This is a genomic window from Pseudomonas asplenii (genome assembly GCF_001293465.1).
GTDB classification, from domain to species: domain Bacteria; phylum Pseudomonadota; class Gammaproteobacteria; order Pseudomonadales; family Pseudomonadaceae; genus Aquipseudomonas; species Aquipseudomonas fuscovaginae_B.
Genome location: NZ_JSYZ01000020.1, coordinates 40207 through 62937, shown reverse-complemented (window position 1 = coordinate 62937; position 22731 = coordinate 40207). Strand labels below are relative to the sequence as shown.

Genomic DNA, 22731 nt, shown 5'->3' with positions numbered 1-22731 from the left:
ACCGGGGTATAGCGCAGTCCGGTAGCGCGCCTGCTTTGGGAGCAGGATGTCAGGAGTTCGAATCCCCTTACCCCGACCATATTCGGGTCGTTAGCTCAGTTGGTAGAGCAGTTGGCTTTTAACCAATTGGTCGTAGGTTCGAATCCTACACGACCCACCATTTTTGAAACCAGTTCGCTGGAATCAAATCTTAAGATCGGAAGCCAAAAGCGCTGATCGCAGAAGGCGCCTCCTGAAGGTGCCTTTTTTTTACCGGGGTATAGCGCAGTCCGGTAGCGCGCCTGCTTTGGGAGCAGGATGTCAGGAGTTCGAATCCCCTTACCCCGACCATATTCAGAAAAAAGACATCCATCTGGATGTCTTTTTTTTTGCCTTGCCGCTTTAGGGCTATGATGGGCGCCTGGCGACTCATTGCTTTGCGAGCATGCGAAAATCACGGCAGCTCTTGTGCTGCTCCGCGATAAGAATAAATAATCACTCCAGGTCTGTTGGGGTGTTTATCGCGGTCTATCTGGAGGGAGTATGCCCGGCGCTTTGATTGAATCTCTTACGTCCAGGTGTTCTTGTCTATGAGTGGTTTGTTAAAAAATATATCGGCAAGCTTTTTGGGGCAAGGCTGGGTGGCCTTGATGGGGGTCTGCTTTGTTCCGGTGTATTTGAAGTTTATCGGTGTCGATGGATATGGGTTAGTTGGTTTTTTCTTGATTCTTTCGTCAGCCTTGACCTTGTTGGATGGGGGGTTTGGTGCTGCTGCAACAAGAGAAGCTTCAATTTATGGTGCCTCCAATGATGAAGATAAGCTCAGAATCGTACGGGTTTTGCGTAGTACAGAAGTCATCTTCTGGGGGGCGGCTATTTTTTGTGGTTTGATGATTTTTTTTCTGGCCCCGTTTATTGTCAGTCACTGGCTTTCAGTTGAGGCGGAAAAAAATGAGTCGATTACTTCGGTAATAAGGATCATGGCTGGCGCCATCTTGTTGCAGTTTCCGGTTCCCTTTTATTATGGCTGCCTGCTTGGTCTTCAGCGGCAGGTTCTGTTAAATATTTATAGTTCAATTTTTGCAACTGTCAGATCAGGTGGTGCAGCCTTGGTCCTGTGGTTGGTCTCGCCCACGGTGGAATCATTCTTCGTTTGGCAGTGTATTGCAAGTCTTATAACTTTGTTTGTCGTCAGGGTGGGGGTCGTTCGGCTCTTGCCTGAGTGGGGACGGAGTTCGATTTTTTCCGTTGAGGCGCTCAAACAGTTGGGACAGTTTGCGACAGGGGTGGGGGTTTCCAATGTCTTGTCATTTGCATTGATGCAGGTGGATAAAATTATTTTGTCAAAACTCTTGTCATTGAAGGATTTTGGCTACTACATGTTGGCATGGACGGTGGGAACTATAGCTTTCCGTCTGATGTCACCCATATTCAATTCTTATTATCCAAAAATGGCTTCATATGTGGCGTTGGGTGAGTACGACGAGGTGGCTCGCTTGTTGCTTCGAGGAAGTCAATTGTTGTCAATGCTGGTTGTGCCTATTTCTTTATGGATAGCCATCTATAGTCCCGACTTGCTATTGTTCTGGACTCGCGATAATTCAGTGTCTGAAGTCGCTGCCGGGCCGCTTAGTCTGATAGCGTTGGGGACGATGTTTTATTCCTTCATGCATATACCTTATGCTTTGCAATTGGCGTATGCTCGTTCAAGGTTTAGTGTTTTGCAAAATGTTGCGTCCTTGGTGTTCATGGCTCCGCTTACTTACTTCCTCTTGCAGGCACATGGCTTGCAGGGGAGCGGTTGGCCTTGGCTGTTGATGAACGCGGCTTGTGTAATGATCGCGCTGCCTATTGTTTTCAAATGTCTGGAAATTACCCCGGGGCGTTGGTATTTGCATGCGGTTGTATGGCCTTGCTTTATTGCCTTTGTCGTTTTGTGGGTGGGGAGTATCTTGATTGTGCCGTTGGGTGCTTACAAGTTTTTCCTAGGTATGGTTTTTCTTGGGTTGAGCTATATTCTTGTTGCTTCTCGGTTTCTCGTATTGAGTCTTGATTGGAAGAAAATTAGGTGGCGCGAAATCTATTAGAGGCCGTATCAAAAATCCAGGCACTTGGAGGAAGATGAATGCGGGTTGCTTTTGATCATCAGATATTTTGCCTGCAGAATTATGGTGGTATATCGCGCTATTTTGTGCGTATGGCGGAGAATATGTTGGATTCGGGTAATGACCTGGCTTGCTTTGCACGGTTGCATCGTAATAATTACCTGAAGGACCTTCCATCATCTGCTGTGTATGGTCAGTGGGTGGAGAGATACTGGCCTCGTACGACTCGTGCGATCTTGGCTTATAACTACATGCTGGGGTGGCAGGGTATGCGCAAGTGGCGTCCTGATGTCGTGCATGAAACCTATTATTCGCGTTTTGCCTCGGGTCCCAAAGGGTGTCCGAAGGTGCTGACTGTTTACGATATGATTCATGAACTGTTTCCGGAGAGCTTTGCAGTCCGGGACAAGACAACCGAACTGAAGCGGCTGGCTGTTGAGCGTGCTGATCACGTGATATGTATTTCGGAGAGTACTCGCCTTGATCTCATGAGGCTTTTTTCCGTTCCTGAAGACAAGGTGTCAGTTGTTCATCTTGGCTTTGAGCATTTCAGTGCGCGACCAGCGGAGGCCAAGCTACCCCGGCCTTATCTGCTTTACGTTGGAAGTCGGCATGGCTACAAGAATTTCTCCGGATTACTTCAGGCTGTTGCTGCTTCGACTCGCTTGAAGCGTGATTTCGATATCGTGGCTTTCGGTGGGGGGGGATTCTCCGAGGCGGAGAAACAATCCATTCTCGGCCTTGGCTTTGGCGTGGATCAGGTTCGACACATTTCTGGTGATGACGCCGTGCTGGGTGGGCTTTATGATGCTGCCAGGGCGTTTGTCTACCCGTCCTTGTATGAAGGCTTTGGTCTGCCTCCTTTGGAGGCCATGCGTCATTCCTGTCCTGTCATCAGTAGCGGCACGAGTTCCATGCCGGAGGTCATTGGCGATGCAGGTGTCCTTTTCGACCCGGGCGATACTGAAAATATGGCCTTGGCGATAGAGCGCGTGGTTTATTCGGAAAGTGAAATTGCAGAGTTGGTGAGGCGGGGTCGTGAGCGACTCAACCATTTTTCCTGGCAGCGTTGCACGCAGGAAACTTTATCTATCTATCAGAGCCTACAAAGGTAACACTTTGGAATATCCAGAAAGAACAGCGCTGATCTGCGGGGTAAGTGGCCAGGATGGAGCTTATCTCGCGAAATTTTTGCTTGACAAAGGTTACGCCGTCTGGGGTACCTCTCGTGATGCGCAGGGATCCTCGTTTGGCAATCTGGTGCGCCTGGGTATTCTGCCGCAGTTGAAATTGTTGTCGATGGTTCCTGAAGACTTTCGCAGCGTGTTCATGGCCCTGAAGCGCAGCCAGCCCGACGAGGTCTACTTTCTGGCGGGGCAGTCGTCCGTTGGTCTTTCATTCGAACAACCCGCCGAGACGATCCAGAGCATTACTCTGGGTACCCTGAATATGCTTGAGGCGTGTCGGATGATCGAGCGCCCGATCCGCTTTTATCAGGCGGGATCCAGTGAGTGTTTTGGTGATACCAATGGCGAGCCTGCTTCTGAGAAAACCTCATTTCATCCGCGTAGCCCATATGCGGTAGCGAAATCCTCAGCTTTCTGGCTGGTCGACAATTATCGCGAAGCCTATAATCTGTTCGCTTGTACCGGAATTCTGTTCAATCACGAGTCCGCGTTGCGCCCCCTCAGGTTTGTTACACAAAAAATCGTTACAACGGCCAAGCGCATTGCTTCAGGCTCTGATGAGCGCTTGACGCTTGGACGCCTGGATATTGCCCGTGACTGGGGTGCAGCTTCCGAGTACGTTGATGCGATGTGGCGCATGCTCCAATGTGAGCAGCCGAGTGACTTTGTGATCGCTACCGGCAGAACGCACACCCTGGAAGCCTTCGTATCGGAAGCCTTCGCACAGCTTGGCCTGGATTGGACTGCGTATGTTGATCAGTCGGAAGCATTTTTTCGGCCGACTGACCTTTTGGTCAGTCGTGCAGATCCCTCGAAGGCCGAGCAGGTTCTGGGGTGGAAGGCGCAAGCGACAATGTCTGACGTTATCGCCAGCATGCTAAGTGCCGCTTAAATACAAATTCAAAGAGTTCTAGGACGTAGAAATGACCCTGAAAAAAGCACTGATCACCGGGATCACAGGCCAGGATGGCTCTTACCTGGCTGAGTTGCTGCTGGAGAAAGGCTATGAGGTTCACGGCATCAAACGACGTGCATCTTCCTTCAACACGCAGCGCGTCGACCATATCTATCAGGATCCGCATGTCGACAATCAGCGCTTCATCTTGCATTACGGCGACCTGTCTGACTCTTCGAATCTGACCCGCATCATTCAGGAAGTGCAGCCGGATGAGGTTTACAACTTGGGCGCACAATCTCATGTGGCGGTCAGCTTCGAATCGCCAGAGTACACCGCCGATGTCGATGCGATGGGTACTCTGCGCCTGCTTGAGGCCATCCGCCTGCTAGGCCTTGAGAAAAAAACACGGTTTTACCAGGCGTCCACCTCTGAGTTGTATGGCCTTGTCCAGGAAACCCCGCAGAAGGAAACCACTCCCTTCTACCCGCGCTCTCCGTACGCGGTAGCCAAGTTGTATGCCTACTGGATTGTTGTGAATTACCGCGAAGCCTATGGCATGCACGCTTGCAACGGTATTCTTTTCAACCATGAGTCCCCGCGTCGTGGCGAGACATTCGTTACCCGCAAGATTACCCGTGGTCTGGCAAACATCGCTCAAGGGTTGGAACAGTGCCTCTACATGGGCAACATGGATGCGCTGCGTGACTGGGGGCATGCGAAGGACTACGTTCGTATGCAATGGATGATGCTCCAGCAGGAGGTGCCGGAAGACTTTGTGATTGCAACGGGTGTTCAGTACTCCGTCCGTGACTTTATTCGCTGGTCCGCCGCCGAGCTGGGTATCACGCTGCGTTTCGAGGGTGTTGGCGTGGAAGAGCGTGGCATCATCGAGTCCGTCACTGGCGACAAGGCTCCTGCTCTCAAGGTCGGCGATACACTGGTGCGTGTTGATCCCCGTTATTTCCGGCCGGCAGAGGTGGAGACCCTGCTAGGCGATCCAACCAAGGCCAAAACCAAGTTGGGCTGGGTACCGGAAATTACCGCTCAGGAGATGTGTGCCGAAATGGTTCGCGAGGACTTGAAGGTGGCTCAGCGGCATGCACTGTTGAAGAACCATGGCTACGATCTGCCGGTATCAGTGGAGAACTAGGATGTCACGTCAATTGAGCAGGTGTGTTTTTGTCGCAGGGCACAAGGGAATGGTTGGCTCGGCCATCGTTCGTCGCCTGCAGGCGTTGGGCTACACGAACATTGTGACGCGCGACAGGGCTCAATTGGATCTGTTGGATCAGCGTTCGGTCGCTGCCTTTTTTGCCGAAAAGAGAATTGACGAGGTTTACATAGCTGCGGCCAAGGTAGGTGGTATTCATGCCAATAATACCTACCCGGCGGAGTTCATCTATGAAAACCTGATGATGCAGGCGAATATCGTCCATGCTGCGCATCAGAACGACGTGCAGAAAATGCTGTTTCTGGGATCGTCCTGCATCTATCCGGCCAAGGTTCAGCAACCTATGGCTGAGGAGGCCTTGCTGACAGGTGTACTTGAGTCTACCAACGAGCCATATGCAATCGCCAAAATTGCTGGAATCAAGTTGTGCGAGAGCTACAGCCGTCAATATGGTCGGGACTACAGAAGTGCCATGCCGACGAACCTGTACGGGCCGCATGACAACTTTCATCCCGAGAATTCCCACGTCATCCCGGCACTGCTGCGCCGCTTCCATTACGCTGTCGAGCAAGACGCCGAAGAGGTGGTTATCTGGGGCAGTGGCTCACCCATGCGTGAGTTCCTGCATGTAGATGACATGGCGAGTGCTTCGGTTCATATCATGGAGCTTGATCGTGAGGTGTATGAGGCACATACACAACCTATGCTCTCGCATATCAACGTCGGCACTGGTCAGGATTGTACAATCCGTGAACTGGCCGAAACCGTTGCCAGGGTGACTGGTTTCAAGGGGCGCCTGAGTTTTGATGCGAGCAAGCCCGATGGACCACCGAGAAAGTTGATGGATGTTTCGCGCCTCCAGCAACTGGGGTGGAGTTCAACCATCAGTCTTGAAGATGGTCTGCGTGGCGCCTACAGCTGGTTCTCCGAAAATATCCTGGACGCACGTTCGCGGTAGCGTAGCTTGAGTACATATGACATGGCCTCTTCCGATGCCTTGTTCATATGCACTATCTTTCTGGGGGCGCTTTGCAGTTGTTTTTCTCTTCTGTCAGATGCAACCCCTCCCATTGGGGGATCCCCCACTGAGGCTTAACCGGTACATATGATCAGGCACCTAATCAACATCCTTCTTTCTCTTTTTCCTCCTTCCCGTTTTTTTTCTGCCAGAGCCGCTCTCTTACGTTTCGCCGGTATCGGTATAGGTGTGGACGTAAAGTTTTGCGGTCGCGGATGGATTTATGGGCGCGGTCGCCTGGTGATCGGTGATGGAACCTGGATCAGCCCGGGAGGGATCTTCCACACCCATCAGGAGGCGGATATTCGAATAGGTTCGCGCTGCGATATTGGGCCAGGGGTCGAGTTCATATTGGGTAGTCACGAACTGGGTTCGCAAGAGCGACGGGCAGGCAAGGGCACTGCTCGTTCCATTGTGGTGGGAAGCGGTTGCTGGATCGGAGCAAGGAGCGTCATTCTGGGGGGGGTTACGATTGGTGAAGGTGCCATTGTTGCCGCCGGCGCAGTGGTTGTTCGGGATGTCCCCGCGAATACTCTGGTTGCTGGTGTGCCAGCTGTCGTAAAAAGGCAACTGTCATGAAGCGCCCTTTGGTCCTAGTGGTATGTAATGCTCTCGACGACAAGACCCGCATCGAGCGAGGGATTGTCAGTGATAGCCCGGCAGCCTCTCGCAAGGTATTCATGCTTTGCCAGGCTCTGCGTGAGGCGGGTGCGCGCCCTTGTGTCCTCAGTCTGGGACGGGGGCGTGCCAACGGCACGCTCAGCTATTTCCCCCGTGTTGTCAGGCGTGTAGCGGGCGTGCCGGTTGTGTATGCCCCATTCTCCCATACTCGGTTCCTTTCCCAGTTCCTTTCCTTGTTTTGCCTGATTGGTACCCTGCTTCGACTGTCATCGAGTCAACTTAAGGCTGTCATCTTCTATAACAGGATGGGCGCTTATCTGCCTTTGCTGCTGGCTTCCTCGGTCGCCGGCTACAAGCGTTTTCTTGACCTGGAGGACGGTGAGGTAGCGGGCCAGAACAGCGGTTGCCTGAAAGCTTTCCTGGGGCGTTCGATCACCTGGCTTTACGACCGGCTGTGCCCGGATGGTGCGCTGCTGGCATGTAGTGCATTGGCTGGAATGACAGATATACGCCCAGTTCATTGCTACTACGGTTCAACCTCCAAAAAGGTATTTGGGGTAAGGCCGGTTACCAATCCCCGCTCGGTGCTCATGGGTGGCACGCTTAGCGCGGATACCGGTGCGGACCTCCTGGTCGAGACGGTTCGTTCGCTGCGCCAGGGGAAAAGTGACTGGGTGCAAAACCTGCAGTTTGAAGTGACCGGCAAAGGTGAGGCTCTCCAGGCTCTGGAGCGTCTTGCATCTGAGCCAGGGGCTCCGAAAGTGTTCGTTCATGGGCGGACCACCGATGCGCAGTACGCCGAGGTACTCGATCGATGCAGTGTGGGATTGGCATTGAAACCGGTAGGTGGACCATTGGCCAATACGACCTTTCCATCGAAGGTCATCGAGTTCGCCGAGGCGGGTCTCCTGGTGCTGAGTACCGATATCAGTGACGTACGGACCGTGCTCGGTACCGGGGCGATGTATCTGACGAGTAATGATCCGTCGGAGCTGGCGAGCTTATTCCGTGAAATTGTCGAGTCCCCCGAGGACAGTCAACTCTGTGCCCAGCGTGGTCAGCAAGCTGTCATTGCCCGTTGTGCTCCACAGTTGGCCGGTCAGGCCGTCTTCAGTTTTCTGTTTGGTGGTCACCAATGACCGAAAAACCTTTGATCGTCACCTGGCAGCCGGTGCTGACAGATCATCAGGCCTTTACCTACGAGGAGTTGTCTCGGCAAGCCGAGACCCCTGTTCTGGCTTACGTGTTGAGCATGGAGGACGCCACTCGCCGGGAGCAGGGTTGGCGCGATACCCAGGTTGAGTCGGTTGAGCGACGACTCATACCTGAACGCGGTGCCTTCTCGTATTGCTATCGAAAAATGCGTGAACACCGGCACGATGTTCATTTGTTCGGCAGTGCCTTTCAGGGGCCGAAGATGCTCTATTGCCTGCTGCTGGCAATGTTCTTTCGTGTAGAGTTCTATATCGTCTCGGAGCCTTATTCGCCCATCGCCCAGGGATATTTCAACGATGGAGGGATGACGCGGCAAAAGCTGAAGGCAATGCTTCGTCCTCTTCTTTACAAATTGTACATGCTGTTGCTCAAACGAAACCTGTCAGGGGTGTTTTCCATCTCCTCGAAAGCACTGCAGCAGTATTCGGATTCAGGAGTGCAGAAGAGCAAGTTGTTTCCTTTTGGCTATTTTGTGCCAACGGTCGAAAAAACCTTTTCAGCTTCATCGGCGAAGGGCCATGGCTCTGCCGACCTGAGGGTCGTTTTTGTCGGAGCGTTGATAGCCCGTAAGGGCCTTGATCTCCTGATCGAGGCCGTGGCTCGCTCGAAGTTATCTATAACCCTTGATGTCTATGGGCCTGGCGACCCCTCGACATTCGTGTTTGATGACAAGCGGATCCGTTACTGCCGGACCATTCCGTTTGGTGATACGCAATCAGTTGTTTCCGCTTACGATCTTCTCGTCCTGCCCAGTCGTTATGATGGCTGGGGTGTTGTTGTGAATGAAGCGCTATGTGTCGGAGTGCCGGTGCTATGCAGTGACCAGGTGGGCGCGCGCACGCTGGTCGAGAAATTTGGGGCGGGAGTCGTCTTCGACTCCCACGATCCCCTGGCGCTCGAGCGCATTCTGGGAGGGCTCTGTTCCGAGCCTGAACGGCTGATTGCAATGCGCGCCGCCACGCGCGCTGCCGCTGCCGCGATCCAGCCTGCTGTCGCAGCAGGCTACATGCTGGCGGTACTGCGTGCCAAGCCTGGAGAAAAGGCAGCCGTCGTTTCTCCCTGGTACCAGGAACAATCGTCATGAGTCGGAATTCTGTCCGTTTGCACCTTACTAACATCGCCGGGCAGGGCGCTGTGCAACTGCTCAAGTCACTGTTGCCAGCCATGGAGCAGAATACCCATGTACGTGTCACAGAAGCCTATCTGCCTGACAGGGGAGACTTGTCCGCCTACGAAGGTGCCGGGGGGGCGATAAAGGTAACAGGCTATCGGCGCTATCTGCCCAATGCTCTTTCCCGTGTGGTGGAGTGTCTGTTTCTGGGGCGGTGTTTCAGTGGGGATGTCCCCTTGCTGGTCATGGGCGATCTGCCTATTCGTTGCCGCACCCAGCAAACGGTTTTTGTCCAGAATTCCCACCTTCTGCGTCCAGCGGCGAACTCCTGGAGCGTTTCAGGCCTCAAGTTGGCAGTGCTCAGATGTATTTTCCGCATGAACCTGCGATACGCCGAGGCGTTCATCGTACAAACGACGCTGATGCGTGACGCTCTGGTTGACTCATACCCTTCGTTGCAGTCCCGTGTGCATGTTGTGCCACAACCTGTCCCTGTCTGGTTGTTGCGCTCCGGGCTTAAGCGTACTGGGCGTATCGAGTCCTTGGACAAGCCCTTGCGCTTGATCTATCCGGCTGCGGGATATCCGCACAAAAATCATAAGCTGCTGGCTGCCATTGGTAGTGGCGATGTGATGCAATGGCCGGTCGAGAGCCTTGATCTCACCCTGACGGAAAAAAGCAATCCGGCCCCTGGTGTTCCATGGCTGCATTGCCGCGGTGTGTTTTCACCGCAACAGATGCTTGATGCCTATGGCCGAGTGGATGCCCTTCTGTTTCTATCGACTGACGAGAGCTACGGGTTTCCGCTTGTGGAGGCGATGTTTGCAGGTTTGCCGATCATTTGTCCTGACCTGCCGTATGCACGGGTCTTGTGTGGGGACGAGGCGATTTACTTTCGGGTGAATGACTTGGCCTCTTTGAAAAATGCTGTTGATGAGCTGCATGGAAAGCTGTCGGCAGGCTATTGGCCTGATTGGAGCGAGCAGTTGAAAGCGATACCCAGGAATTGGGAGACCGTGGCGCAGACCATGCTGGACATCGCGGCTCAGCCATTGGCTGGCGCGAAAAACGAATTGAATGCAAGGAATGATTAAATGTTGATCCCGGTAATCATGGCCGGTGGTTCTGGCTCCCGCCTCTGGCCGCTGTCGCGTCAGCTCAATCCCAAGCAATTTCTCTGCCTGGCCGATGCCGAGTTGTCAATGTTGCAAGCCACGATCAGGCGATTGGATGGGCTCGATGTGGGTTTGCCTAGCCTCATCTGTAACGAAGAGCATCGTTTTCTGGCCGCCGAGCAATTGAGACGTCTGGGATTGGAAGATGCCAATATCCTGCTGGAACCCATGGGGCGCAATACCGCGCCTGCCGTGGCACTGGCTGCTCTGCAGGCAACCAGTGAGGGCCAGGATCCCGTGTTGCTGGTGCTGGCTGCGGATCATCTGATCCGAGACGTGGCGGTATTCCAGCAGAGTGTCGAGCGGGCGATGCCATTGGCACTTGCCGGTAAACTCGTCACCTTCGGTATTGTGCCGACGCAGGCCGAGACGGGTTATGGCTACATTGAAAAGGGCAGCACCCTGGAGACCGGTGGTTTTGAGGTTGCCCGCTTTGTGGAAAAACCGGATGAGCAGACCGCGCAAGCCTATTTGGACAGTGGCCACTATCTTTGGAACAGTGGCATGTTCATGTTCCGTGCCTGTCGCTATCTGGATGAACTGGAAAAATTCCGCCCGGACATTCTCGCTGCTTGCCGTAGCGCCCTCGCTGCGGGGATGCAGGACATGCATTTCACCCGGGTAGGGCGCGAGGCGTTTGCCGATTGCCCATCGGACTCCATCGACTATGCCGTCATGGAAAAGACCGAAGATGCCGTGGTCTTTCCGCTTGACGCCGGTTGGAGTGATATCGGTTCGTGGTCGGCCCTGTGGGAAGTCGGTCAGAAGGACGCACAAGGAAATGTGTGTCATGGCGATGTGCTGGTCGAGCAGACAAGCAATACACTGATCCACTCGCAAAGTCGTCTTGTCAGTACCGTGGGTGTCGATGATCTGGTCATCGTTGAAACCAAGGATGCCGTCCTGGTCGCTCATAAGGACCGTGTGCAGGACGTGAAGAAGATTGTCGACAGGCTTAAAAGTGCCGGCCGTGGGGAGTCGATGGATCATCGTGAGGTCTACCGGCCTTGGGGGGTGTACGACTCCATCGATAAGGGCAGTCGCTACCAAGTGAAACGCATCACCGTGAAACCAGGTGCCAAGCTGTCGTTGCAAATGCACCACCATCGTGCAGAACACTGGGTGGTGGTCAGCGGTACGGCCAGGGTGACCAATGGCGAAAAAACCTACCTCGTTACTGAGAACCAGTCGACCTACATTCCAATCGGTCAGGTTCATACGCTGGAAAACCCTGGAGTGATCCCGCTGGAACTAATCGAGGTCCAATCGGGCTCCTATTTGGGAGAAAACGATATCGTGCGCTTTGAAGATGTCTATGGCCGTAAGTAAGAGGTAGTTTTGAAGTTATCAATCATTACGGTCTGCTATAACAGCGCGGCTACGATCAGGGACACCATCGAGTCCGTCCTTGCACAGGATTATGGTGATATTGAGTATATCGTGGTCGATGGCGGCTCGACGGATGGCACTCAGGCGATTGTAGAGTCATATGGCGACCGTATCAGTACCTACATCAGCGAGCCGGACAAGGGCATTTACGATGCCATGAACAAGGGAGTGGCGCTGGCTCGCGGAGATATGGTCGGTATTCTGAACTCTGATGACTTTTATGAGGAAACGGGGATCATTTCCTCTGTGGTCGAGGTGTTTCAGGCTCATCCGGGGAGTGACGTGGTCTTTGGCGATGTTGTTTTTGTCAATGCTGATAATCTTCAGAAAATCACGCGTTTCTATCGGGGTAACCGTTTCGCGCCCTGGAAGTTGCGTTTTGGCTGGATGCCTCCCCACCCGGCGTGCTTTATCCGTAGAGCGGCCTACCAAAAAGTAGGTCTCTATGCCTTGCAATACAGGATTTCAGCAGATTACGAGTTTTTTGTCCGTTTCTTCCTTATTCACCGTCTCAGTTATTCGTACCTGGACAAGGTACTGGTTCGCATGCGCGCCGGCGGAGCCAGCACGGCGGGTCTGAGGAGCAGCCTGAGGTTGAACCGGGAGATTGTCAGTGCTTGCCGAAGCAATGGTGTGTATACCAATCTGCTAATTCTGCTCCTGAAGTTACCATTCAAGCTCTGGGAGTTACGTAAACGCCCAAAGGATGCTGCGTGATGCCTACGGTTTTCCTTACCGGTGGAACTGGTTTTGTCGGCGGCGCGGTCTTGCAGCACTTGAGTCGTACTACCGATTGCCGGGTAATTGCCGGTGTTCGCAAGTGCAGCGGTCGGATCCCCGAGTCGGTGGCCCAGGTCATAGGAAAGCAGGACAGTCTTCTTTTCACGGGACCTGATCTGCTCGGAGTTGACGTCATGATTCACGCGGCGGCTCGCGTGCATATCATGAATGGAGAGGGGCCCGAGGCGCTGGACGAGTTTCGCAAGGTCAATACCAGGGGCACGCTGGCTCTCGCCCGTGATGCCGCCCTGGCAGGGGTCAAGCGGTTCGTGTTTATCAGTTCGATCAAGGTCAATGGAGAGGGTACGTTACCGGGGAGGCCTTATCGTGCCGACGACATTCCGGCTCCTCAGGGGGCCTATGGGGTTTCCAAACTGGAAGCCGAACAGGGGCTGTTGGCGATAGCGGAGGAGACAGGCATGGAGGTCGTTATCATTCGTCCTGTCCTGGTCTATGGGCCTGGGGTAAAGGCCAATTTCCGGACCATGATGGCCTGGTTGGAGAAAGGCTTTCCCTTGCCGTTTGGAGCTATCACCAATAAGAGAAGCCTGGTCGCCCTGGAAAATCTGGTTGATCTCATCGTGACGTGCATCGACCACCCGGCTGCTGCCAATCAGGTATTTCTGGCGAGTGATGGTGAAGACCTATCGACCACTTCGCTTCTGCGGCGCCTGGGGACGGCGCTTGGCAAGCCGGCGAGACTTATGCCGATCCCTGTATGGCTGTTGACGGCTCTGGCTAAGGCATTGGGAAAGGCGGCGCTCTCCCAGCGCCTGTTCGGATCACTGCAGGTGGATATCGATAAAAACAGGGCCTTGCTCGGCTGGGTGCCCAAGGTAAGTGTCGATAGTGCCTTGGCACTGACAGCTAAGGACTTTTCAGAAAGGCGGATGTGACATGTGGATGAGATAGGCAGCGGAAGTCTTGCTACTCCTCCGTATCGGGGAACCTGAGTGTTATCGTCTATCTACTTACAATGGGCGTGGAGTCAAATGCAGAATCAATCTCTCAAGGCAGCGGTGTCGACGGCAGGGCAATGTCGGCTTTGTCATGGCCTGCTACAGCGAGTATTCAAATCGACCCTATTGCAAAAATACGAAGTCGACTATTTCAAGTGCACCGAATGCCACTCATTGCAAACTGAACCAGCTTACTGGTTGGGTGAGGCATACGGGAAAAACCTGTCGAGCCTGGATACGGGAGCAGCGCAGCGCAACATTCACAATTGGGCAGCCTGCTATGTCATTTCAAGACTATTCGGTGTCAGGAACGTTATCGATATGGGCGGAGGTGATGGCTTGCTTTGCCGGTTGTTGCGCGATCATGGACTGAATTGCTACGTCAAAGATCGGTATGCCTCTCCTAACTATGCGCAAGGATTTACTGATCCTGATTTCGAAACACCCGATCTGGTGCTCGGCTTCGAGGTAATGGAGCACTTTGCTAATCCTGCTGAGGATCTTGAGGATATTTTCAAATATAAATCGAGATTCGTCCTGCTCAGTACGGAGCTCTATGCCGGTCAGGCAGAGGAGTGGTGGTACCTTACTCCTGATTCAGGGCAGCATATCTTCTTTTATAGCCATCAGGCTATTGAGCTGATCGCCAATAAACATGGCTATTCTTTTGTGGTTAGTGGCGGCTTTATACTTTTCTTCAGAAATGATGTTTCATCGATCAAGCGGACGCTCGCGAAGATTCTGCTGAAGGCAAGAGTCTGCCGACTGTTGAAATCACTTGTTGTCCTGTTGCCCTGCCCTGGCGTGGGAGCGGACTATGCGCTTCATACTGAAAAGATGAAAAAGGTCGGATAGATACTTTTGTAGACATCCAGGAGCCATGGGCTGCGCTTGGCTGCCAGCCTCGCAGCAAGCGCAACCCGTGGGACTCCAATGGACTCAGTGCAGCTTCAACCGCGGATCCGTCCCGCGCCCAATCCGGCTTCCCAGCATCAACATCAGCGTACGGAAGGTGCCATACAGCGCCATCTGGTGCATGCGGTATAGCGACACATAGAACATCCGCGCCAGCCAGCCTTCCAGCATCACGCTACCGGTCAGGTTGCCCATCAGGTTGCCTACGGCCGAGAAGCGCGACAGCGAAATCAGCGAGCCATAGTCGGTGTAGCGATACTCCGGAAGCGCTCCGACCTTGCCCTCGACCCGTTGTTTCAATGACTTGGCCAGCAGCGATGCCTGCTGGTGGGCCGCTTGCGCGCGCGGCGGTACATTGCGGTCGCTGCCAGGCTGTGGGCAGGCCGCGCAGTCGCCAAAGGCGAAGATGTTCTCGTCACGGGTGGTCTGCAGGGTCGGCAGGACCTGGAGCTGGTTGATCCGGTTGGTCTCCAGCCCGTCGATCTCCTTGAGGAAGCCGGGCGCGCGGATACCGGCCGCCCAGACTTTCAGGCTGGCCGGAATCACCTGGCCATCGGCGGTGATCAGGCTTTCGTTGGTCACCTCGCTGACCGCCGCGTTGGTCATGACCCGTACCCCGAGTTTCTCCAGGGTCTTGTGCACCGGCCCGCTGATCCGCTCCGGCAGGGCCGGCAACACCCGTGGACCGGCTTCGATCAAGGTGATATGCATGTTTTCCGGCTTGATCCGGTCCAGGCCATAGGCCGCCAGTTCATGGGCGGCGTTGTGCAGTTCGGCGGCCAGCTCGACGCCGGTGGCGCCGGCACCGACGATGGCGACGCTGATCATCTGCTCCGGTGCGTCGTTCTGCCCGGCATGGGCGCGCAGGTAGTGGTTGAGCAATTGCTGGTGGAAGCGCTCGGCCTGCTTGCGGGTGTCGAGGAACAGGCAGTGCTGCGCCGCGCCCTGGGTGCCGAAGTCGTTGGTGGTGCTGCCGACGGCGATCACCAGGGTGTCATAGGCCAGCTCGCGGGCCGGCAGCAGTTCCACGCCGTTTTCGTCGTAGGTCGCCGCCAACTGGATCTTTTTCCCGGTGCGATCGAGCCCGCTCATGCGGCCCAGCTGGAACTCGAAGTGGTTCCATTTCGCCTGGGCGACATAGTTGAGTTCGTCTTCCGAAGAGTTCAGGGAGCCGGCGGCCACTTCGTGCAGCAGGGGCTTCCAGATGTGGGTCAGGTTCGCGTCGACCAGCACGATGCTGGCCGTGCCGCGTTTACCCAGAGTCTTACCCAGGCGGGTCGCCAACTCCAGGCCGCCGGCGCCGCCGCCAACGATCACGATACGATGGGTCATGGGGATATCTCGCAAGGCTAAAGGAAATCTGTGCTTGCGTTATCCGGGCGAGCGCGAGGCAGCTCATAGCGCCAGATAACTCAGGAGGCGGCTCAACAGGCCCAGGCCGATCACCGCGACGAGCACCACCACCAGGAGCATCCACGGCCGAAAGGGCCGGCGCTCGACCTGGTGTTGGGAAAGTTGCAGGTACTCTTCGACATGCTTCTGGTCTTCCGGGTTCAGGCGGCTGCTCATAAAAGAAGGTCTCCTCAGGTAGACGTTACCGAGTGTGTAAACGCTACAGGGGTAATCCCGCAGCGTTTACCTGAGCATAGCCACCTGCTGGGCAGGTTCGTCGTATTGGCTGAATGATAACGCTTTGTATCATTCAGGCGGGCAATTTCGTCACAAACCTACAGGCTGATACCCACATCGAAGACGATGCTGCGCCCCAGGTTGCCACGCAGGAAGTCGGGCGCATCCGGGTGGGCGAACAGCACCCGGGCGAAGGTCGGTCCCACCAGTGACAGCGAGCGCCAGCCCTGGCGCAGGTATTCGGTGGGCGGGGGGAAGTGGCTGTTGAGGTCGAGGACCTCGCGCTTCAGGCTGGCGAAGGCGATGATGTCCAGCTCGCTGAGGTCCAGGCCGCGCTCCTTGTAGTTGTGGGATTTCTTGCGCAGGGTCGGTGCCAGGCGCAACAGCAGCTCGGAGGCGGGGATACGCCGCGGCTTTGCCTCGCGGCGCACCAGCTGGCTCAGGGAGAAGGCGCTGCGGCGGCGTTGCAGCTCCTCGCGCCATTCGTCATTGAGGCGACGGCCTTCGTCGAGAACGAAGAACACCTCGAAGCGGGCATCGCGAAACAGCACATCCGGCGGCTCCTGGCCGGCGGGGTGGAAGTCCTCGTTCCGGTAGGGCACGTTCAGCCCTTGTAGCAGGCGCTGGCAGACCCAACGCTCACGCTCCCATTTGCGGGCATTGGAAAGAAACGTGTTGGCTTGCTCGGCCTGGATGGTCAGCAAGCGTAAGAAATCCGAGTCGTCCATGGCCCAAGCTTAGCGTTGAAATCATGACAGCAGGAAGTGGCCCGGGGGACTTTCTCCGGGCGCGGTATTACCCGTGTAGACTGTAGGGCCTATCCAGGCAGGGAGTTCCGGGTGTGACGCAGAGGTGCTTATGATCAGTGCGCAATTGCTGTCGCCTACCAGCCTGTTCATCGGCTGGCTGATCTATCTGCCGGCGGTGTTGTGGGCGATCTGGCGTTCGCCCTGGGTCGAGCTGTTCACTGACAGTCGCCGTCAACACCTGCTGTTCGGTACCGTGTTCGGCCTGTTCCTGCTCTGGCTGCTGCGTCGTGATTTCGACACCGGCGTGTCCTATCACTTCATCGGCCTGACTGCGGTCACTCTGCTGCTCGATTGGCCGTTGGCGATCGTCGGTGCCCTGGCCGCGCAACTCGGGCTGGTGCTGCTGGGACGGCAGGACGTGGCGGCGCTGGGCGTCAACGGTACGCTGCTGATCCTGCTGCCGGTACTGGTCACCGAGGCCTGTGCGATGCTGGTCGAGCGTGCCCAGCCACGCAATCCCTTCGTCTACATCTTCTGCTCGGGGTTCTTCGCCGCGGCTCTGGCGGCGTTGCTGTGCCTGCTGTCGAGCCTGGCCCTGCTATGGTTCGACGAGCGTTTCGCGATGCCGGAGTGGCTGGAGGATTTCATCGGCTACCTCTGGCTGATCATCTTTCCCGAGGCCTTTATCAACGGCATGGTGGTCAGTGCATTGGTGGTGTTCTGCCCGGAGTGGCTGGAGACCTTCAACCGCACGCGCTATCTGTCGGCGCCGTGGAAGGACAACGAGCCGCCCGGAAACTCCCGTTGATCTGCATCAAATGACCCGCTTCGCCAGGCGCTCATGCTGGGAAAAACACCCGGGGAGGGGCGCAGTGATGAGTGTGTACGAATGGGCGCGTCAGGAAGTGCGGGCCAGTCTGGATGCGGCACAGGCGGCAGGCTTCGAGCCGGGGTTGGGGCTGCGCGCCCTGCTCAGTGCGGTGGTGCAGCAGAGCAAGGCGGTGCGCAGTGCCGAGGATCTGGCCGACGAGCTGCAGTTTCTCGCCGAAAACCTCGATGACGATCAGGATTATGGCTTCATGCGGCCCTGATCCCGTTGCGATCAGTGAGTGCGCGGCGACAGTTCTTCGGAGAACAGCTCGTCCTCGGCATCCGGGGCGACCGGGATCTTGTGCTCTTCGGCCGCCCAGGCGCCCAGGTCGATCAGCTTGCAGCGGTCTGAGCAGAACGGCCGGTTGGTATTGGTCGCCTTCCATTCCACGGGGGCTCCGCAGGTTGGGCATTCGACGGTCAGGGGCTGGCTCATGTTCGGCCTCCTTGTAAGGTCAGGTAGAAGTTGTGCAGGCGCTCGACTTCGCTGTGCAGCCAGGCGAGGTCGCGGTCGTTGACCAGGACGTCATCGGCGTATTTCAGGCGCTCCTCGCGGCTGGCCTGGGCCTTGAGAATGGCCTGAACCTGCTCCTCGCTGGTCTGGTCGCGCAGCAGGGTGCGCTCGACCTGCAGCGCTTGCGGCGCATCGATCACCAGCACGCGCTGGGTGGTGGCGTATTGGCCGGACTCGATCAGCAGCGGTGAGACCTGGATCGCGTAGGGCGACTGTGCCTTGGCCAGGTGGCTGGCGATCTCCGCGGCAATCAGTGGATGCAGCAGCGCTTCGAGCCAGCGCCGCTGTTCGGCGTCCGCGAAAATCAGCCGGCGCAGGGCGCTCCGGTCCAGCTGGCCGTCGGCCTGCAGCACGCCGGGGCCAAAGTGCTCGGCGATCTTCAGCAGCGCCGGACGCCCCGGTTCCACCACCCAGCGGGCGGCGTGGTCGGCATCCACGGCGTGGATGCCCAGGTCTATGAAGTGCTGGGCGGCGGCGCTCTTGCCGCTGCCGATGCCGCCGGTCAGGCCGAGGATCCAGGGTTTTGTCGCGGGTGTGGTCATTGGAAGCCGGCAAAGTGCAGATAGGAAGTGGTTATTTGACCACCCCAGAGCAATGCAATCCAGCCGGCAATCGCCAGATAGGGGCCAAAGGGGATTGGCGTCGAGGTCTGGGCGTTGCGCAGGCGCAACAGCATCAGCCCCAGTACCGCGCCCACCAGCGATGACAGCAGGATCGTCAGCGGCAGGATCTGCCAGCCGCCCCAGGCCCCGAGCATCGCCAGCAGCTTGAAGTCACCATGACCCATGCCTTCCTTGCCGGTCAGCAGCTTGAATAGCCAATACACCGACCACAGGCTCAGGTAGCCGGCGACCGCACCCCAGAGAGCGTCGCTCAGGCTGGTGAACAGGGCGAAGTGGTTGGCGATCAGGCCCAGCCAGAGCAGGGGCAGGACCAACGCGTCGGGCAGTATCTGGTGGTCGGCGTCGATCAGGCTCATCGCCAGCAGGCCCCAGGTCAGCACCAGCAGCAAGCCGGCAGGCCAGCCGAAGCCGAAATGCCAGGCGATGAACGCCGACAGCAGGCCACAGGCCAGTTCGGTCAGAGGGTAGCGCTTGCTGATCGGCGCCTTGCAGTTGGAGCATTTGCCGCGCAGCAGGGCATAGCTGAGCAGGGGCAGGTTTTCCCAGGCGCGGATGCGATGGCGGCAGTGTGGGCAGTGGGAGTGGGGCAGCAGCAGATTGTAGGTCGTGCCGGGCTCGGCCTGCGGCAGGCCCAGTACATCATGAGCCTGGGCGCGCCAGTCGCGCTCGAGCATTTTCGGCAGGCGCCAGACGACGACGTTGATGAAACTGCCGACGATCAGGCCGAGGATGAGTGCGCAAAAAACAAAGGCCAGCGGGTGGCTGGCCAGGAAATCGGGTAGGGGCATCGTTTAGACCACTTGGCCAAGCTTGAAGATGGGCAGGTACATGGCGATCACCAGGCCCCCGACAATGACGCCGAGCACGGCCATGATCAACGGCTCCATCAGGCTGGTGAGGCTGTCGACGCTGTTGTCGACTTCGGTTTCGTAGTAGCTCGCGACCTTGTCGAGCATGTCGTCGAGGGCGCCGGACTCTTCGCCAATGGCGGTCATCTGCAGCGCCATGCTGGGGAAAACCCCCGTGGTGCGCATGGAGAAGTTCAGTTGCATGCCGGTGGAAACATCCTGCTTGACGCGGTTGACGGCATTTCTGAACACCACGTTGCCGGTCGCGCCCGAGACCGAGTCCAGGGCTTCGACCAGCGGCACGCCGGCGGCGAAGGTGGTTGACAGGGTACGGGCAAAGCGGGCCACGGCCGATTTGTAGATGATCGGCCCGACGATGGGGATTTTCAGCAGCGTGCGGTCCATCCAGTTGCGAAAGCGCTCGGATGTCTTGTGCGCGCGTATCAGCCCATAGATACCGCCGCCCAGACCGAGGATCACCACCCACCACCAGTCCTGCAGGATCTGTGAAAGACCGATCACCATAAGCGTGAACGCCGGCAGCTCCGCACCGAAGCCGGCGAAGATCGCCTGGAATTGTGGCACCACCTTGATCAGCAGGATCCCGGAGACAACGATCGCCACCAGAATGACCGCGATCGGGTAGTTCATCGCCTTCCTGATCTTGGCCTTGAGCGCCTCGGTCTTTTCCTTGTAGGTCGCTACCCGTGAGAGCAGGCTTTCCAGGGCGCCAGCCTGTTCGCCTGCATCGACGAGGTTGCAGTACAGGTCATCGAAATATTCCGGTTTCTTGCGCAGGGAGGTCGCGAAGCTGTTGCCTGCGGCGACTTCCTGCTTGATGTCGTCCACCAGCTTGCGCATGTTCGGGTTGTCGAAGCCTTCGGCGATGATGTCGAAGGACTGCAGCAACGGTACGCCGGCCTTCATCATGGTGGCCATCTGGCGGGTGAACAGGGCGATATCCAGCGGCTTGATGCGTTTGCCCTTGCTGAACAGCGACGAGCCTTTCTTGCGAACCCGGCCCGGGTTGATCCCCTGCTTGCGCAACTGCGCCTTGACCAGCGCCGGGTTGTGGCCGGTAAGTTCGCCGGAGACCTTGGTACCTTTCTTGTCGGTGCCTTCCCAGGCGTAGGTGCTTATCTTTACCGCTTTCGTCGCCATGAATCAGTCCTTGGTGACCCGGTTGACTTCTTCCAGGCTGGTCAGCCCCTGCATGGCCTTGCGCAGGCCCGAGGTCCGCAGGTCGTTGAAGCCTTCCTTGCGCATCTGTTCGGCGATCTCGATCGAGTTGCCTTCGGCCATGATCAGTCGTTGCAGGTCGGGGGTGTTCTTCACCACCTCGTAGATTCCCACGCGCCCCTTGTAGCCGCCATTGCACTGGTCGCAGCCCACAGGTTCATAGACCTTGAACCTGCCGATCTGATCCGCAGGGAAACCTTCCTTAAGGAGTGTTTCCTGGGGAATATCGATTTCCCTCTTGCAGTGCGGGCACAGTTTGCGTGCCAGGCGCTGGGCGATGATCAGGCTGACCGAGGTGGCGATGTTGAACCCGGGGATACCCATGTTCTGCAGGCGGGTCAGGGTTTCCGCGGCGCTGTTGGTGTGCAGGGTCGACAGCACCATGTGGCCGGTCTGGGCCGCCTTGATCGCGATTTCGGCGGTTTCCAGGTCACGGATCTCGCCGACCATGATCACGTCCGGGTCCTGGCGCAGGAACGAGCGCAGGGCCTGGGCGAAGTCCAGGCCCTGTTTCGGGTTGACGTTGACCTGGTTGATGCCTTCCATGTTGATCTCCACCGGGTCTTCGGCAGTGGAAATGTTGATATCCACGGTGTTGAGGATATTCAGGCCAGTATAGAGCGAGACGGTCTTGCCCGAACCGGTGGGGCCGGTGACCAGGATCATGCCCTGCGGCTGCTTCAGCGCGGTCATGTACAGGTCTTTTTGGTCCGGCTCGTAGCCCAGGGCATCGATGCCCATCTGGGCGCTGGACGGGTCGAGGATCCGCATGACGATCTTCTCGCCCCACAGGGTCGGCAGGGTGTTGACCCGGAAATCGATGGCCTTGGTCTTCGAGATGCGCATCTTGATCCGGCCGTCCTGGGGTTTGCGCCGCTCGGAGATATCCAGGTTGGCCATGACCTTCAGGCGCGCGGCGATTCGACCTGCCAGGTGGATTGGCGGCCGGGCGACTTCCCGGAGCATGCCGTCGGTGCGCAGGCGCACGCGGTAGACCTTTTCGTAGGGTTCGAAGTGCAGGTCCGAAGAGCCGCCCTTGATCGCATCCAGCAACATCTTGTTGACGAAGCGCACCACCGGGGCGTCGTCGGCATCCTGGCCGGCGATCGGGTCGTTCTTCTTGTCATCGATCGACTCGATGTCCAGGCCATCGAGGTCGACATCGGCCATGTCTTCGAGACCGGTGGCGCCGCTGTCGAAAAACTTGTCGATGGCGTCGGTGAGCTTGTCGTCCTCCACCAGGATCGCCTCGGTATTGAGGCCGGTGCTGAACTGGATATCGGTGATCGCCTGGTGGTTGCTCGGGTCGGAGATGCCGACGAACAGCTTGTTGCCGCGCCGCCATAGCGGCAGGACATGGTGCTGGCGGATCAGCTTCTCGCTGACCAGGCCCTTGGGCTGGCTTTCCTTGTCGAGGCCGTTCAGGTCGAGCAGGGCGACGCCGAAGTGCTCGGAGGCAATCTCCGCGACCTCGCGGCTTTTCACCAGCTTGTTCTGCACCAGGTAGCTGACCAGGGACATCCGATTGCGTTGGGCTTGCTGATACGCCTGCTGAGCGTTCTTGTCGGTAATCAGCTCGGCCGCTACCAACTGCTTGGCGAGGCCGGAGAGGGCGATATCGTTCATGTAGGTACCAGACACGGACATTGCGAGTTTTATAGCGTAGTCGGGCGGTGGTGCCAAATCCGGGATAGGGGGGTGACAAAAAATGTCAGGTTTTGTTGCTCTGAAGCAGA

General features: G+C 56.8%; 23 protein-coding genes and 3 tRNA genes. 18 read left to right on the top strand and 8 right to left on the bottom strand.

The genetic code is table 11. The annotated features are described in order from the left end of the window. Window positions 1-2: 2 nt before the first annotated feature. The 16 genes from PF66_RS25300 to PF66_RS32255 all read left to right on the top strand — a co-directional run bounded on the left by PF66_RS25300 (window position 3) and on the right by PF66_RS32255 (window position 14463). Window positions 3-79 (top strand) — tRNA-Pro (locus PF66_RS25300). A 5-nt stretch (window positions 80-84) separates the two neighbouring features. Continuing rightward, window positions 85-160: transfer RNA gene (locus PF66_RS25295), tRNA-Lys, on the top strand. Between the two features lie 93 nt (window positions 161-253). After that, window positions 254-330 (top strand) — tRNA-Pro (locus PF66_RS25290). Between the two features lie 239 nt (window positions 331-569). Further along, window positions 570-2066, top strand: a complete 1497-nt coding sequence (locus PF66_RS25285) for a lipopolysaccharide biosynthesis protein (protein ID WP_054064146.1) — start codon at window positions 570-572, stop codon at window positions 2064-2066. Window positions 2067-2104: 38 nt separating this feature from the next. Beyond that, window positions 2105-3199 (top strand): glycosyltransferase family 4 protein, encoded by a 1095-nt coding sequence (locus PF66_RS25280; RefSeq protein WP_054064145.1) that lies wholly within the window; start codon window positions 2105-2107, stop codon window positions 3197-3199. After that, window positions 3123-4163 carry a GDP-mannose 4,6-dehydratase gene (locus tag PF66_RS25275; protein ID WP_206542433.1) on the top strand — a complete coding sequence of 347 codons (1041 nt, stop codon included), beginning with the start codon at window positions 3123-3125 and terminating at the stop codon, window positions 4161-4163. The genes PF66_RS25280 and PF66_RS25275 overlap by 77 nt, the downstream gene beginning before the upstream one ends. Window positions 4164-4194: 31 nt before the next feature. Then, the gene (gmd, locus tag PF66_RS25270; RefSeq protein WP_054064143.1) at window positions 4195-5319 is read left to right on the top strand and encodes a GDP-mannose 4,6-dehydratase; all 1125 of its coding nucleotides are present in this window, start codon (window positions 4195-4197) and stop codon (window positions 5317-5319) included. Between the two features lies 1 nt (window position 5320). Continuing rightward, window positions 5321-6298, top strand: coding sequence for a GDP-L-fucose synthase (gene fcl / locus PF66_RS25265; protein WP_054064142.1), 978 nt, complete (start codon window positions 5321-5323; stop codon window positions 6296-6298). A gap of 147 nt (window positions 6299-6445) precedes the next feature. Continuing rightward, the gene (locus tag PF66_RS32260) at window positions 6446-6937 is read left to right on the top strand and encodes an acyltransferase (RefSeq protein WP_081009908.1); all 492 of its coding nucleotides are present in this window, start codon (window positions 6446-6448) and stop codon (window positions 6935-6937) included. Then, complete coding sequence (locus tag PF66_RS25260) at window positions 6934-8118, top strand: glycosyltransferase (RefSeq protein WP_054064141.1); 1185 nt, start codon at window positions 6934-6936, stop codon at window positions 8116-8118. Before PF66_RS32260 ends, PF66_RS25260 begins: the two co-directional genes overlap by 4 nt. Beyond that, on the top strand, window positions 8115-9278 hold the full coding sequence (locus PF66_RS25255) for a glycosyltransferase family 4 protein (protein ID WP_054064140.1): 1164 nt from the start codon (window positions 8115-8117) through the stop codon (window positions 9276-9278). Before PF66_RS25260 ends, PF66_RS25255 begins: the two co-directional genes overlap by 4 nt. Next, entirely contained in the window at window positions 9275-10399 is a 1125-nt protein-coding gene (locus PF66_RS25250; protein ID WP_054064139.1) for a glycosyltransferase, read from the top strand. The genes PF66_RS25255 and PF66_RS25250 overlap by 4 nt, the downstream gene beginning before the upstream one ends. Beyond that, window positions 10400-11809 (top strand): mannose-1-phosphate guanylyltransferase/mannose-6-phosphate isomerase, encoded by a 1410-nt coding sequence (locus PF66_RS25245; RefSeq protein WP_054064138.1) that lies wholly within the window; start codon window positions 10400-10402, stop codon window positions 11807-11809. Between the two features lie 9 nt (window positions 11810-11818). After that, on the top strand, window positions 11819-12586 hold the full coding sequence (locus PF66_RS25240) for a glycosyltransferase family 2 protein (protein ID WP_054064137.1): 768 nt from the start codon (window positions 11819-11821) through the stop codon (window positions 12584-12586). After that, complete coding sequence (locus PF66_RS25235) at window positions 12586-13545, top strand: NAD-dependent epimerase/dehydratase family protein (RefSeq protein WP_054064136.1); 960 nt, start codon at window positions 12586-12588, stop codon at window positions 13543-13545. The genes PF66_RS25240 and PF66_RS25235 overlap by 1 nt, the downstream gene beginning before the upstream one ends. Window positions 13546-13641: 96 nt before the next feature. Next, window positions 13642-14463, top strand: a complete 822-nt coding sequence (locus PF66_RS32255) for a class I SAM-dependent methyltransferase (protein ID WP_081009907.1) — start codon at window positions 13642-13644, stop codon at window positions 14461-14463. A gap of 84 nt (window positions 14464-14547) precedes the next feature. Here PF66_RS32255 and PF66_RS25225 read toward each other — a convergent pair whose 3' ends face one another. The 3 genes from PF66_RS25225 to PF66_RS25215 all read right to left on the bottom strand — a co-directional run bounded on the left by PF66_RS25225 (window position 14548) and on the right by PF66_RS25215 (window position 16880). Then, window positions 14548-15855 (bottom strand): NAD(P)/FAD-dependent oxidoreductase, encoded by a 1308-nt coding sequence (locus PF66_RS25225; protein ID WP_054058995.1) that lies wholly within the window; start codon window positions 15853-15855, stop codon window positions 14548-14550. A gap of 63 nt (window positions 15856-15918) precedes the next feature. Beyond that, window positions 15919-16092: a DUF3094 family protein gene (locus tag PF66_RS25220; RefSeq protein WP_054058994.1), complete on the bottom strand. Its 174-nt coding sequence runs from the start codon at window positions 16090-16092 to the stop codon at window positions 15919-15921. 158 nt (window positions 16093-16250) lie between these two features. After that, window positions 16251-16880: a DUF1780 domain-containing protein gene (locus tag PF66_RS25215; RefSeq protein ID WP_054058993.1), complete on the bottom strand. Its 630-nt coding sequence runs from the start codon at window positions 16878-16880 to the stop codon at window positions 16251-16253. Between the two features lie 130 nt (window positions 16881-17010). Here PF66_RS25215 and PF66_RS25210 point away from each other — a divergent pair, with 130 nt between their 5' ends. After that, window positions 17011-17709 (top strand): energy-coupling factor ABC transporter permease, encoded by a 699-nt coding sequence (locus PF66_RS25210; RefSeq protein ID WP_054064134.1) that lies wholly within the window; start codon window positions 17011-17013, stop codon window positions 17707-17709. A gap of 67 nt (window positions 17710-17776) precedes the next feature. Further along, window positions 17777-17992: a hypothetical protein gene (locus PF66_RS25205; protein ID WP_054058991.1), complete on the top strand. Its 216-nt coding sequence runs from the start codon at window positions 17777-17779 to the stop codon at window positions 17990-17992. A gap of 11 nt (window positions 17993-18003) precedes the next feature. Here the strand turns inward: PF66_RS25205 and yacG are convergent, their stop codons facing one another. The 5 genes from yacG to pilB are packed head-to-tail and all read right to left on the bottom strand — an operon-like array spanning window position 18004 to window position 22621. Next, on the bottom strand, window positions 18004-18207 hold the full coding sequence (yacG, locus tag PF66_RS25200) for a DNA gyrase inhibitor YacG (RefSeq protein ID WP_017905425.1): 204 nt from the start codon (window positions 18205-18207) through the stop codon (window positions 18004-18006). Next, window positions 18204-18827, bottom strand: a complete 624-nt coding sequence (gene coaE, locus PF66_RS25195; protein ID WP_054064133.1) for a dephospho-CoA kinase — start codon at window positions 18825-18827, stop codon at window positions 18204-18206. The genes yacG and coaE overlap by 4 nt, the downstream gene beginning before the upstream one ends. Next, the gene (locus PF66_RS25190) at window positions 18824-19696 is read right to left on the bottom strand and encodes a prepilin peptidase (RefSeq protein ID WP_054058989.1); all 873 of its coding nucleotides are present in this window, start codon (window positions 19694-19696) and stop codon (window positions 18824-18826) included. The genes coaE and PF66_RS25190 overlap by 4 nt, the downstream gene beginning before the upstream one ends. Window positions 19697-19699: 3 nt before the next feature. Further along, window positions 19700-20917, bottom strand: coding sequence for a type II secretion system F family protein (locus PF66_RS25185; RefSeq protein WP_054064132.1), 1218 nt, complete (start codon window positions 20915-20917; stop codon window positions 19700-19702). Window positions 20918-20920: 3 nt separating this feature from the next. Next, window positions 20921-22621, bottom strand: coding sequence for a type IV-A pilus assembly ATPase PilB (gene pilB / locus PF66_RS25180; protein WP_054058987.1), 1701 nt, complete (start codon window positions 22619-22621; stop codon window positions 20921-20923). Window positions 22622-22731: the final 110 nt, after the last annotated feature.